Source organism: Streptomyces sp. JJ66 (assembly GCF_019303495.1).
Classification (GTDB): Bacteria; Actinomycetota; Actinomycetes; order Streptomycetales; family Streptomycetaceae; genus Streptomyces.
Map to the genome: position 1 here is coordinate 1 of NZ_JAEVFI010000028.1, position 13,062 is coordinate 13,062.

Consider the following 13,062-nt stretch of genomic DNA (forward strand, 5'->3'; position numbering starts at 1 on the left):
CGGCCGCGGGCCCGGCCCGCGCGGCGTCCGGCCGCCGTCCGCCCCCGGGCGCCCCGGCCCCACGGCCCGCAGCGCCCGCGCACGCCCAAGGCGCTGAAGCTGACCGCGCCCCGGCCGCGCCTGCGCACCCTGTCCATCCTCCTCACCCTGGTGATGCTGGCCTTCACCGGGCGCCTGCTCCAGGTGCAGGCGGTCGAGGCGGACGGCTACGTCCAGGCCGCCGACGTCAACCGCTATGTCACCGTGCCGCTGGCCGCCGAGCGCGGCACCGTCACGGACCGCACGGGCCGCGAGCTGGCCACCACCGTGGACGCCTACGACATCACCGCCGACCCGTTCCTCTTCACCCCGGAACAGGCGGGGACCGCCGGCGCCCCGGCGCGGGCGGCCGCCCTGCTCGGCCCGATACTGGGCGAGGACCCGGCGGAGCTGGAGCGCAAACTCACCGACCCGCCCGCACCCCGCTACGTGCGCCTGGCCCGGCAGCAGCCGCCGCAGGCGTGGCGGCAGATCCGGGACCTCAAGCGGGCCCTGGCGCAAAAGCAGGACGACGGCGAGGGCCACAACGTCCTCGCCGGGATCTACGCCGAGCCGCGCGCCAAGCGCGTCTACCCCGGCGGCACCCTGGCCTCCGGCGTGCTCGGCTTCGTCGCCGCCGACGGCGCGGGCGGCGCGGGCCTGGAGGCCAAGCTCGACAAGAAGCTGTCCGGCGAGGACGGCACGCGGACCTACGCCCAGTCGGCGGGACGCCGGGTGCCCACCGCCGGGGGCCGGGAACAGCCCGCCACGCCCGGCACCGACGTGGAGCTGACCCTCGACCGGGACATCCAGTGGGCCGCCCAGCGGGCCCTGACCGAACAGGTCAAGGAGTCCAAGGCCGACAATGGCTACGTCATCGTGCAGCACGTGCGCACCGGCGAGATCCTGGCCATGGCCACCGCCCCGGCCTTCGACCCGGGTGACCTGTCCACCCTCACCGAGGCCAACCTCGGCAACCCGGCGCTCCAGGACGTCTACGAACCGGGGTCCACGGCCAAGCTGATGACGATGGCCGCCGTCCTGGAGGAGGACGCCGCCCGCCCCGACACCCACGTCACCGTGCCCAACCGGCTGCCGCGCGCGGGCCGCAAGTTCGCCGACGACCACGATCACGAGACGTACTACCTGACGCTGACCGGTGTGCTCGCCAAGTCCAGCAACATCGGCACCATCCTGGCCGCCGAACGCCTCGGCACAACCCAGGAGAAGGCCAACGAGGTACTGCACCGCTACCTCACCGAGTTCGGCATCGGGAAGCCGACGGGCCTGGAGTTCCCCGGCGAGAGCGCCGGGCTGCTGGCCAGACCGGGGGAGTGGAACGCCTCGCAGCAGCACACCATCCCCTTCGGCCAGGGCCTGTCCGTCAACGCGCTGCAGGCGGCCTCGGTCTACTCGACCATCGCGGGCGGCGGCGTGCGCGTCACCCCCTCCCTGGTGCGCGGCACCGTCGGCCCCGACGGCCGCTACCGCCAGGCCCCCGCCCCCGAGCGGCACCGCGTGGTCAGCGAGGAGACCGCCGACCAGCTCCGGCTGATGCTCGAAGAGGTCGTCACCGACGAGTGGGGCACCGGCTCCCCCGCGGCCATCCCCGGCTACCGGGTCGGCGGCAAGACCGGCACCTCCAACCGCGTCGATCCACAGACCGGCCGCTATAACGGCTACACCGCCTCCTTCGCCGGTTTCGCCCCCGCCGACCAGCCGGAGGTGACCGTCTACTGCGCCGTGCAGAACCCCACGAAGGGCGGCTACCACGGCAGCGAGGTGTGCGGTCCGGTCTTCCAGGAGGTCATGCGGTTCACGCTGAAGACCCTGCGGATTCCGCCCACCGGCGTGCCCTCGCCCGGTCTGCCGACCACGTTCACCCCGGACGACGAAGAGAAAGCCAAGGAAGAGCAGGAGGCGGCCGCCGACGCCGGCTGACCTCACCCCACCCTGGCCCGCCCCACACCCCGCGACGCCCGTCCACCGCGCCGGGCGTCCGGCCCGGGGCGGGAGCACCCGGACGAGCGAACGAAAGAACCCCACGTGACCACCATCACCGGCGACCCGGGGAACCAGCCCCCCGCCGCCCCGCTCAGCCCCTCGCTTCGCGGCCTGCCCGCCGAGCCCGGTAATCTCACCGCCGTGCCACAAGCTGATCAGACCCCCACCTCCCCGCCCCGCCCCACCGGCGTGCGCCCCGTCGAGCTGGCGGAGCTGGCCCGGTCGCTGGGCGTCACGGCCGGGCAGCCCCCCGCCGCGCCGGACGCGGAGCCCGCGAACAGCCCGGCCGTCACCGGCATCACGCACGACTCCCGCGCCGTGCGTCCCGGTGACCTCTACGCGGCCCTGCCCGGCGCCCGCTTCCACGGCGCCGACTTCGCCGCCCAGGCCGCCTCCCGTGGCGCCGTCGCCGCCCTGGTCGATCCCTCCGGCGCGCAGCGCTGCCGGGACGCCGGGCTCGCGGTGCTGACGGTGGCCGAGCCGCGCCGCCACATGGGCCAGCTGGCCGTCACCATCTACGGCGACCCCGGCCAGGACCTGCTGCAGATCGGCATCACCGGCACCTCCGGCAAGACCACCACGGCCTACCTCGTGGACGGCGGCCTGCGCGCCGCCGCCAAGGAGGGCCAGCTCACCGGGCTCATCGGCACCGTCGAGTCGCGCATCGGCGACGAGCGGCTGAAGTCCCAGCGCACCACACCCGAGGCCACCGAGCTACAGGCGCTGTTCGGCGTGATGCGCGAGCGCGGCGTCGCCTCGGTGGCGATGGAGGTCTCCAGCCACGCCCTGGTGATGGGCCGGGTGGACGGCTGCGTCTTCGACGTCGCCGTCTTCACCAACCTCAGCCCGGAACACCTGGACTTCCACACCGACATGGAGGACTACTTCCAGGCCAAGGCCCAGCTGTTCACCGCCGCCCGCTCCCGGGCCGGGGTGGTCAACCTCGACGACGAGTACGGGCAGCGCCTGGCTCGCGAGGCCGAGGTGCCCATCACCACCTACTCCGCCGAGGGCCACCCCGACGCGCACTGGCGGGCCCGGGACGTGGAGGTCGGCCCGCTCGGCTCGGTCTTCACCGTGGACGGCCCCGGCGGCCTCAGCGTGCGCGCCGCGGCCCCGCTGCCCGGCCCGTTCAACGTCTCCAACGCGCTCGGCGCCATCGCCGCGCTGGTCACCGCGGGCATCGACGCGCAGACCGCCGCCGACGGCGTCGCCGCCATCCCCGGCGTGCCCGGACGCCTGGAGCGGGTGGACGCCGGGCAGCCCTACCTGGCCGTCGTGGACTACGCCCACAAGCCCGACGCCGTGGAGTCGGTGCTGCGCGCCCTGCGCCGGGTCACCGACGGCAAGGTGCACGCGGTGCTCGGCTGCGGCGGCGACCGTGACCCCTACAAACGCGGGCCCATGGGCGCGGCGCTCGCCCGGCTGGCCGACACCGCCGTGCTCACCTCCGACAACCCGCGCTCCGAGGACCCGCTGGCGATCCTGGCCGCGATGCTCGCCGGCGCCGCCGAGGTGCCGTCCTACGAGCGCGGCACCGTGCTGCTGGAGGAGGACCGCGCCGCCGCCATCGCCGCCGCCGTCGCCCGTGCCGAACCCGGTGACGCGGTCATCGTCGCGGGCAAGGGCCACGAGGTGGGCCAGGACATCGCCGGTGTCGTCCGTTCCTTCGACGACCGCGTCGAGCTGCGCGCGGCCATCGAGGAGCGCATGGCCCGCGCGTCGCAAGCCGCCCGCGAGCAGGGCCTGTCTGGCGAGGAGCAGCCCGCCCGATGACTCCGCTGACGCTCTGTGAGATCACCGCCATCGTCTCCGGCCGCGCCCACGACATACCGGACCCGCGGGCGAAGGTGACGGGCCCGGTCGTGATCGACTCCCGCCAGGCCGCGCCCGGCGCCCTGTTCGCCGCCTTCGCCGGTGAGAACGTCGATGGCCACGACTTCGCCGGCCGCGCCGTGGCCGCCGGAGCCGTCGCGGTGCTGGCCACCCGCCCCCTGGGCGTGCCCGCCATCGTCGTGGACGACGTCACCCGGGCGCTGGGCGCCCTGGCCCGGCACACCGTCACGGCCCTGGGCACGACCGTGGTGGCGCTGACCGGCTCCTCGGGCAAGACCAGCACCAAGGACCTTCTGGCCCAGCTGCTGGAGCACCTCGCGCCCACGGTGTGGACGCCGGGCTCGCTCAACAACGAGATCGGGCTGCCGCTGACCGCGCTGCGCGCCGACGCCGCCACCCGGCACCTGGTGCTGGAGATGGGCGCGCGCGGCATCGGCCACATCCGCTACCTCACCGAGCTGACGCCGCCGCGCATCGGCATGGTGCTGAACGTCGGCACCGCGCACATCGGCGAGTTCGGCGGCCGGGAACAGATCGCCCAGGCAAAGGGCGAACTCGTGGAGTCCCTGCCGCCAGCCGAAGAGGGCGGCCTCGCCGTGCTCAACGGCGACGACCCGCTGGTGCGGGCCATGGCCCCCCGCACCCGGGCCCGCGTCGTGCTGTTCGGCGAGTGCGCGGACGCCGACGTGCGGGCCGAGAACGTCACCCTGGGACGGCACGGCCAGCCCTCCTTCACGCTGCGCACACCGGCCGGGTGCGGCGATGTGACCCTGCGGCTGTACGGTGAGCACCACGTGTCGAACGCGCTCGCCGCGGCAGCCGTCGCCCATGAACTGGGCATGCCCGCCGACGCCATCGCACGGGCGCTGACCAACGCGCGCACGCTCTCCAAGTGGCGGATGGACGTCACCGAGCGCGCCGACGGCGTCACCGTCGTCAATGACGCGTACAACGCGAACCCCGACTCCACGCGGGCCGCCCTGCGCGCACTGGCCGCGATGGCGGGCGGCGGGGCGGCCGGGGAGCCGCGGCGGACGTGGGCGGTGCTCGGCGCGATGGCGGAACTGGGGGACACGGCGCTCGCCGAGCACGACGCGATCGGACGGCTCGCCGTCCGGCTCAACGTCAGCAGGCTCGTGGCGGTCGGCGGCCGGGAGGCCGCCTGGCTGGACATGGGTGCCAAGAACGAGGGTTCGTGGGGTGAGGAGTCGGTGCACGTGTCCGACGCACGGGCGGCGATCGACCTGGTGCGCAGCGAACTGCGCCCGGGGGATGTCGTGCTGGTGAAGGCGTCCCGGTCGGCGGGTCTGGAACAGGTCGCGAGCGCGCTGCTGGACGGCGGCGAGGGTGAGGGCGCCGCGTCATGAGGCAGATCCTCTTCTCCGGGGTCATCGGCCTGTTCCTGACCCTGATCGGCACCCCGCTGCTGATCAAGCTGCTCGCCCGCAAGGGCTACGGCCAGTACATCCGCGACGACGGCCCGCGCGACCACCACAGCAAGCGCGGCACACCGACGATGGGCGGCATCGCCTTCATCCTGGCCACGATCGTCGCCTACGCCCTCACCAAGCTCATCACCGGCAGCGAACCCACCATCTCCGGCGTGCTGGTGCTGTTCCTGATGGCGGGCATGGGCCTGGTCGGCTTCCTGGACGACTACATCAAGATCGTCAAGCAGCGCAGCCTGGGCCTGCGGGCCAAGGCCAAGATGCTCGGCCAGCTCATCGTCGGTATCACCTTCGCCGTGCTCGCGCTCAACTTCGAGGACCTGCGCGGCAACGCCCCCGCCTCCGACCGCCTGTCCTTCACCCAGGACTTCGGCTGGCAGATCGGCCCCGTCCTCTTCGTCATCTGGGCGCTGTTCATGACGCTGGCCATGTCCAACGGCGTCAACCTCACCGACGGCCTGGACGGCCTGGCCACCGGTGCCTCGGTGATGGTCTTCGGCGCCTACACCTTCATCGGTGTCTGGCAGTACCAGGACGCCTGCGCCATCACCGGCAGCCCCTCCTGCTTCGAGGTCCGCGACCCGCTCGACCTCGCCGTCGTCGCCGCCGGACTCATGGGCGCCTGCTTCGGCTTCCTGTGGTGGAACACCTCACCGGCCAAGATCTTCATGGGCGACACCGGCTCGCTCGCCCTCGGCGGCGCGCTCGCGGGCCTGGCCATCATCTCCCGCACCGAACTGCTGCTCGCCATCCTCGGCGGCCTGTTCGTCCTGATCACCATGTCCGTGGTCATCCAGGTCGGCTCGTTCCGCCTCACCGGCAAGCGGGTGTTCAAGATGGCACCGCTCCAGCACCACTTCGAGCTGAAAGGCTGGAGCGAGGTGCTGGTCGTCGTCCGGTTCTGGATCATCCAGGGCATGTGCGCCATCGTCGGCGTGGGCATCTTCTACGCGGCCTGGGCGGCGCAGAAATGACCGGGCCGCTGGAGGGACCGGACGCCCCGGACGCCCCGGACGCCCTGAACGCTTTGGACCTCGCCGGGCGCGCCGTGACCGTCGCCGGGCTCGGCGTCAGCGGCATCAGCGCCGCCCGCGCGCTGGCCCGGCTGGGCGCCGCCGTCACCGTCGTGGACGGCGGCGACGGCGACACCCAGCGCGCCCGCGCCGACGCGCTGGCCGCCGACGGCATCACCGCGCGCCTGGGCGACGGCGACACCCTGCCGCCCGGCACCGAGTTGGTCGTCACCTCGCCCGGGTGGCGCCCCGACAGCCCGCTGTTCGCCGCCGCTGCCGCCGCCGGGGCGCCCGTGTGGGGCGACGTCGAGCTGGCCTGGCGGCTGCGCGGCACGCCGGGCGCGTCCGGCGCCCCGTGGCTGGCGGTCACCGGCACCAACGGCAAGACCACCACCGTGCGGATGCTCGCCGCCATCCTGGACGCCGCGGGCCTGCGCACCGCCGCCGTCGGCAACATCGGCACCCCCATCGTGGAGGTGGTGCTCTCCGGGCAGCCTTACGACGTGCTGGCCGTGGAGCTGTCCAGCTACCAGCTGCACTGGGCGCCCTCGCTGCGCGCCCACTCCGCCGCCGTGCTCAACCTCGCCCCCGACCACCTCGACTGGCACGGCTCCATGGCCGCCTACGCCGCCGACAAGGGCCGGATCTACACCGGCAACGAGGTCGCCTGCGTCTACAACACCGCCGACCCCGCCACCGAGGAACTGGTCCGCGAAGCCGACGTCGTCGAGGGCTGCCGCGCCGTCGGCTTCACCCTCGGCCCCCCCGGCCCCTCCGAACTCGGCGTGGTCGAGGACCTGCTGGTGGACCGCGCGTTCGTGGCGAAGCGCCAGCAGCAGGCCCAGGAGCTGGCGCAGATCGCCGACATCGCGCCCGGCGGGGGCCCCGCGGCCCCGCCCGCCCCGCACACCATCGCCAACGCGCTCGCCGCCGCCGCGCTCGCCCGCGCCTTCGGCGTCCCGGCGACCGCCGTCCGCGACGGGCTGCGCGCCTTCACCCCGGACGCCCACCGCATCGCCCGGGTCGCCGAGATCGGCGGCGTGACCTACATCGACGACTCCAAGGCGACCAACCCCCACGCCGCCCAGGCGTCCCTGGCCGCCTACGACCCGGTGGTGTGGATCGCCGGGGGCCTGGCCAAGGGCGCCACGTTCGACGAACTGGTCGCGCACGCCGCCGGACGGCTGCGCGGCGTCGTGCTCATCGGCGCCGAACGCCACCTCATCCGCGAGGCGCTCCAGCGGCACGCGCCCGGCATCCCGGTGGTGGACGTGGACCGTACCGACGACGCGGCCATGACCGTCGCCGTGCGGGCCGCCGCCGGTCTGGCCCGGCCCGGCGACACCGTGCTGCTCGCACCCGCCTGCGCGTCGATGGACATGTTCGCGCACTACGGCCGTCGCGGTGAGGCGTTCGCCGAGGCCGTCCGCGCGGGTCTGCCGGCCTGACCGCCCGGCCAGGGGTAACGTGCGGGCCGGAAGGGCCACGGCGCGGAAGGGGAGAGCCGGCATGAAGGCCGACAAGCGGCTGACCCGCACAGCACGTCCCGACGCCGTGAGCTCCGACGCCGCCCGCGCGGCGCGCACTCCGCCCGCACCCGGTACGGGCCCCCGCCCCCAGCGGGCGAAGAGCGCCCCGCCCCGCCCCGACCGGGCCGGGCCGCCCCGCCTGCCCGCCCGCGCCAAGCCCGCCGCGCGCCGCGCCCCCACCGTGGCCGAACGCGTCCTTGGCCTGTACGACCGGGCCCGCAAAGCCTGGGACCGGCCGCTGACCGCCTACTACCTCATTCTCGGCGGCAGCCTGCTCATCACCCTGCTCGGCCTGGTCATGGTCTTCTCCTCCTCCCAGATCCAGGCCCTGCGCTACGACCTCCCGGCCACCTACTACTTCAACAAGCAGCTCGTCGCCGCCGTGCTGGGCACCATCGCCCTGCTGCTCGGCACCCGGCTGCCCGTCCGGCTGCTGCGCGCGCTGTCCTACCCGGTGCTGGTCCTCGTCGTGGTGCTGCTTGTGCTCGTCCAGGTGCCCGGCATCGGCGTTGAGGTCAACGGCAGCACCAACTGGATCAACCTCGGCGGGCCCTTCATGCTCCAGCCCGGCGAACTGGCCAAGCTCGCCCTGGTGCTGTGGGGGGCCGACCTGCTGGCCCGCAAAGGGGAGCGGGGCCTGTTGACCCAGTGGAAGCACCTGCTGGTCCCGCTCGTCCCCGGCGGCCTGCTGATCTGCGCGCTCATCATGCTCGGCCGCGACATGGGCACCGTCATGATCATCGCCGCGATCCTGTTCGGCCTGCTGTGGCTGGCCGGAGCCCCCGCGCGCATGTTCGCCGGCGGCCTGCTGGCCGCGAGCGCCGCCGTCGTCGTGCTCATCGCCGTCGCCCCGCACCGCATGGACCGCCTCGCCTGCCTCGGCGCCACCGACCCCGGCCCCGACGACCGCTGCTGGCAGGCCCTGCACGGCATCTACGCGCTGGCCTCCGGCGGCCTGTTCGGTTCGGGGCTCGGCGCCAGCGTGGAGAAATGGGGCGAACTGCCTGAGCCCCACACGGACTTCATCTTCGCCATCACCGGTGAGGAACTGGGCCTGGCCGGGACGCTGTCCGTCCTCATGCTCTACGCGGCTCTAGGCTATGCGGGTATCCGCGTGGCCGGACGCACGGAGGACCCCTTCGTGAGATACGCCGCGGGCGGGGTGATCACCTGGCTCATGAGCCAGGTGATCATCAACATCGGTGCCGTACTCGGGCTGCTGCCCATCGCCGGTGTGCCGCTCCCGCTGTTCTCCTACGGAGGCTCCGCGCTGTTGCCGACGATGTGCGCCGTGGGTCTGCTGATCGCGTTCGCCCGCAGCGACCCCGCCGCACGGGCGGCACTGGCCATGCGGCAGCCTGGTGGCCGCTGGTCGCCGGCTGCGGTGAGACGGAAGACGATGCGACGGCCCGTCAGGAAGCGGCCGTCCAGAGAGCGGTGAAATTCGGTGCATGTCGTACTCGCTGGCGGCGGAACCGCCGGCCACATCGAGCCCGCGCTCGCCCTCGCGGACGCCCTGCGCAGGCAGGACCCGGCCGTGGGCATCACGGCCCTGGGCACGGAACGCGGACTGGAAACCCGGCTGGTGCCCGAGCGCGGCTACGAACTGGCCCTCATCCCGGCCGTGCCGCTGCCGCGCAAGCCGACGCCCGAGCTGATCACCGTCCCCGGCAGGCTGCGCGGCACCATCAAGGCCACCGAGCAGATCCTGGAGCGCACCAAGGCGGACTGTGTCGTCGGCTTCGGCGGCTACGTGGCGCTGCCCGCCTACCTGGCGGCCAAGCGGCTCGGCGTGCCGATCGTCGTCCACGAGGCCAACGCCCGGCCGGGCCTGGCGAACAAGATCGGCTCCCGTTACACCGAGCACGTCGCCGTCTCCACCCCGGACAGCAAGCTGCGCCACGCCCGCTACCTGGGCATCCCGCTGCGCCGCTCCATCGCCACGCTCGACCGGAAGGCGGTGCGCCCCGAGGCCCGCGCCGCCTTCGGGCTCGACCCGAACCTGCCGACGCTGCTGGTCTCCGGCGGCTCACAGGGCGCCCGGCGGCTGAACGAGGTCGTGCAGAGCGTCGCCCCGGCGCTCCAGCGCTCCGGCATCCAGATCCTGCACGCGGTCGGCCCGAAGAACGAACTGCCGCAACCGGACAACATGCCCGGAATGCCGCCCTACCTCCCGGTACCGTATGTGGACCGGATGGACCTCGCGTACGCCGCGGCCGACATGATGCTCTGCCGCGCGGGCGCGATGACCGTCGCCGAGCTGTCCGCCGTCGGGCTGCCCGCCGCCTACGTCCCGCTGCCCATCGGCAACGGCGAGCAGCGGCTGAACGCCCAGCCGGTGGTCAAGGCGGGCGGCGGGCTCCTGGTGGACGACGCCGAGCTGACACCCGAGTGGGTCCAGGCCCACGTGCTACCGGTCCTCACCGACCCGCACCGGCTGTACGACATGGCCCGCGCCGCGGCGGAGTTCGGCCGTCCGGACGCCGACGAGCTGCTGGTCGGCTTGGTGCACGAAGCGATCGCGGCCCGTCCGGCGGCCTAGCCGGCCCAGCGGGCGCAGAAGGCAGGGAGCAGTGGGCGGCGCAGCCGGAGGGACGACCACCGCGGACACCCGTGGCGAGACCCAGCGGCCGGACCCCGGTGGCGCGCCCGCTCCGGCCGCCCCCGGCCGCCTGAAGCGGCTGCGCCTGAGGGCGGCCGGATTCGCGCGCCGCCTGCGCCCGCGCCGCCCGGCCCGCACCGGCATGCTGATCCTCACGCTGGTGGCCGCCGCCGGGGTGGTGGGCTTCGGCGTCTGGGCGCTGTACGCCTCCACCTGGCTGCGCGTGGAGCGGGTCACGGTGGACGGCACCCGCGAGCTGACCGCAGATCAGGTGCGCAGCGCCGCCGGCGTGCCGATGGGCGAGCCGCTGGCCGCCGTGGACACCGACGCCGTCGCCAGCCGCGTCACCGAGGCGCTCACCCGTGTCCGCTCCGTAGCCGTCGAGCGTGAGTGGCCGCACGGCATCAGCCTCACCGTCACCGAGCGCACGCCCGAACTGCTGATCCCCAAACCGGGGGAGAAGGGCACATTCACCGAGGTGGACGCCGAGGGCGTGCGGTACGCCGAGGTGCGCACCCGGCCCCGGGGTGTCCCCCTGCTCACCCTGGACCTGGCGGACCACCCGAACAACCAGCGGTTCGGCCGCGAGCGGCTGCGCGCGGAGGCGGTGCACATCGTCACCGGGCTGCCGGAAGGCGTCCGCGAGGACACGCGGGTGGTGCGGGTGCGCTCCTACGACTCCGTCACACTGGAACTGACCAGGGGGCGCACGGTGGTGTGGGGCAGCGGCGAGTCGGGCCGTCAGAAGGCGGAGGTGCTGACGGCGTTGATGAAGGCCGAGCCGGACGCCACCCACTTCGACGTCAGCGTCCCCACCGCTCCGGCCGCCGCTGACGAGTGAGGGGGCGTTATCCGGACATCACATGAGAAAAGCGTCCTGATTGACCTTCAGTGCGTCCGAAAAACCGGGTGGGAATGGCCGGTTGAGCCCTTGCCGCAAGCTGTGGCTCTGCGGGCTCACGCACCGTGATCACCTGGGGTGTTCCCTTTCTTCCCGAGGGGATAACGCTCCCGCTGACCCCGTGGGAGGAGGCGGGGCGGCCGCCTGCTGCGTAGGGTGTACGCAGGGCGGTTGACGGTCGTTCAGCCTGGCCACCCCCCTGATTCGGTGTCCCGCACCGTGATCACATAGGGTGAAAAGAAAAACGGGAGGTTCGGCGTGTTCGTTGAACGCGCAGTACGTGTCGACTTAGTGTCCGTTGTCGAGACTCAAGGAATGACAGGCACTGGTAACCCTAAACTTCACCGTTAGGGTTAGGGGTCGGCGTTCGAACCGCCCCACTTCGGCATAGGTCGGCGCACCGCACACCACGGGGCGGCGACACGTAACTCGAGGCGAGAGGCCTTCGACGTGGCAGCACCGCAGAACTACCTCGCAGTCATCAAGGTCGTCGGTATCGGCGGCGGTGGCGTGAACGCCATCAACCGGATGATCGAGGTCGGTCTCAAGGGCGTCGAGTTCATCGCGATCAACACCGATGCGCAGGCGCTGCTCATGAGCGACGCCGACGTCAAGCTCGACGTCGGCCGGGAACTCACCCGCGGGCTCGGCGCGGGCGCCAATCCGGACGTCGGCCGCAAGGCCGCCGAGGACCACCGCGAGGAGATCGAGGAGGTCCTCAAGGGGGCCGACATGGTCTTCGTCACCGCGGGCGAGGGCGGCGGCACCGGCACCGGCGGCGCGCCCGTCGTCGCCAACATCGCACGGTCGCTCGGCGCCCTGACGATCGGTGTGGTCACCCGGCCGTTCACCTTCGAGGGCCGCCGCCGCGCCAACCAGGCCGAGGACGGCATCGCGGGCCTGCGCGACGAGGTGGACACCCTCATCGTCATCCCCAACGACCGGCTGCTGTCGATCTCCGACCGCCAGGTCAGCGTGCTGGACGCGTTCAAGTCCGCCGACCAGGTGCTGCTGTCCGGTGTCCAGGGCATCACCGACCTCATCACCACCCCGGGCCTGATCAACCTGGACTTCGCCGACGTCAAGTCGGTGATGTCGGAAGCCGGGTCCGCCCTCATGGGCATCGGCTCGGCGCGCGGGGACGACCGCGCGGTGGCCGCGGCCGAGATGGCGATCTCCTCACCGCTGCTGGAGGCGTCCATCGACGGCGCCCGGGGCGTGCTGCTGTCCATCTCCGGCGGCTCCGACCTCGGCCTGTTCGAGATCAACGAGGCCGCCCAGCTGGTCAGCGAGGCCGCCCACCCGGAGGCCAACATCATCTTCGGCGCCGTCATCGACGACGCCCTGGGCGACGAGGTACGGGTCACCGTCATCGCCGCCGGGTTCGACGGCGGCCAGCCCCCGGCCAAGAACCGCGAGAAGGTGCTCGGCTCCTACTCCGGCAAGGACGAGGCCGCCGCCCCGCCCCGCCCGGTCACGGCCCCGGAGCCCGAGCGGCCCTCCTTCGGCGGCCTGGGCAGCGTCCCGCCGCGCGAGGAGGAGCCCGAGCAGGTCACTCCCGAACCGGCCCCGGCGGGCGAGGCCGCTCCACCGGCCCCGCCGCACGTTCCCTCGGCCCGTCCCTACCAGGACAGCCAGGCCGAGGAGCTGGACGTCCCGGACTTCCTGAAGTAACCGACGAGCGCACGGAACCGGTCACCACGCGACGTGA

8 protein-coding genes and 1 pseudogene are annotated in these 13,062 nt (G+C 73.2%); all 9 read left to right on the forward strand.

The window, feature by feature from the left end:
• On the forward strand, nt 1-1,959 hold a 1,959-nt coding region (locus JJV70_RS18205), incomplete at its 5' end, for a penicillin-binding protein 2 (RefSeq protein ID WP_257574178.1).
• A 381-nt stretch (nt 1,960-2,340) separates the two neighbouring features.
• Nucleotides 2,341-3,678: pseudogene (locus JJV70_RS18210) on the forward strand (UDP-N-acetylmuramoyl-L-alanyl-D-glutamate--2,6-diaminopimelate ligase); the annotation flags it as partial.
• Between the two features lie 116 nt (nt 3,679-3,794).
• Entirely contained in the window at nt 3,795-5,225 is a 1,431-nt protein-coding gene (gene murF, locus JJV70_RS18215; RefSeq protein WP_219049078.1) for a UDP-N-acetylmuramoyl-tripeptide--D-alanyl-D-alanine ligase, read from the forward strand.
• Nucleotides 5,222-6,280 carry a phospho-N-acetylmuramoyl-pentapeptide-transferase gene (gene mraY, locus JJV70_RS18220; RefSeq protein WP_219049079.1) on the forward strand — a complete coding sequence of 353 codons (1,059 nt, stop codon included), beginning with the start codon at nt 5,222-5,224 and terminating at the stop codon, nt 6,278-6,280. The genes murF and mraY overlap by 4 nt, the downstream gene beginning before the upstream one ends.
• Entirely contained in the window at nt 6,277-7,767 is a 1,491-nt protein-coding gene (gene murD, locus JJV70_RS18225) for a UDP-N-acetylmuramoyl-L-alanine--D-glutamate ligase (RefSeq protein WP_219049080.1), read from the forward strand. Before mraY ends, murD begins: the two co-directional genes overlap by 4 nt.
• A 61-nt stretch (nt 7,768-7,828) precedes the next feature.
• On the forward strand, nt 7,829-9,289 hold the full coding sequence (gene ftsW, locus JJV70_RS18230; RefSeq protein WP_219049081.1) for a putative lipid II flippase FtsW: 1,461 nt from the start codon (nt 7,829-7,831) through the stop codon (nt 9,287-9,289).
• A 6-nt stretch (nt 9,290-9,295) separates the two neighbouring features.
• Nucleotides 9,296-10,390: an undecaprenyldiphospho-muramoylpentapeptide beta-N-acetylglucosaminyltransferase gene (gene murG / locus JJV70_RS18235; protein WP_219049082.1), complete on the forward strand. Its 1,095-nt coding sequence runs from the start codon at nt 9,296-9,298 to the stop codon at nt 10,388-10,390.
• A gap of 31 nt (nt 10,391-10,421) precedes the next feature.
• Nucleotides 10,422-11,291: an FtsQ-type POTRA domain-containing protein gene (locus JJV70_RS18240; RefSeq protein ID WP_308294890.1), complete on the forward strand. Its 870-nt coding sequence runs from the start codon at nt 10,422-10,424 to the stop codon at nt 11,289-11,291.
• A 510-nt stretch (nt 11,292-11,801) separates the two neighbouring features.
• Nucleotides 11,802-13,025 (forward strand): cell division protein FtsZ, encoded by a 1,224-nt coding sequence (gene ftsZ / locus JJV70_RS18245; protein ID WP_219049083.1) that lies wholly within the window; start codon nt 11,802-11,804, stop codon nt 13,023-13,025.
• Nucleotides 13,026-13,062: the final 37 nt, after the last annotated feature.

Bases quoted from the DNA above. Each gene is read 5' to 3' on its own strand.
- murF (WP_219049078.1), top strand. From the start codon at position 3,795: ATGACTCCGCTGACGCTCTGTGAGATCACCGCCATCGTCTCCGGCCGC.
- mraY (WP_219049079.1), top strand. From the start codon at position 5,222: ATGAGGCAGATCCTCTTCTCCGGGGTCATCGGCCTGTTCCTGACCCTG.
- murD (WP_219049080.1), top strand. From the start codon at position 6,277: ATGACCGGGCCGCTGGAGGGACCGGACGCCCCGGACGCCCCGGACGCC.
- ftsW (WP_219049081.1), top strand. From the start codon at position 7,829: ATGAAGGCCGACAAGCGGCTGACCCGCACAGCACGTCCCGACGCCGTG.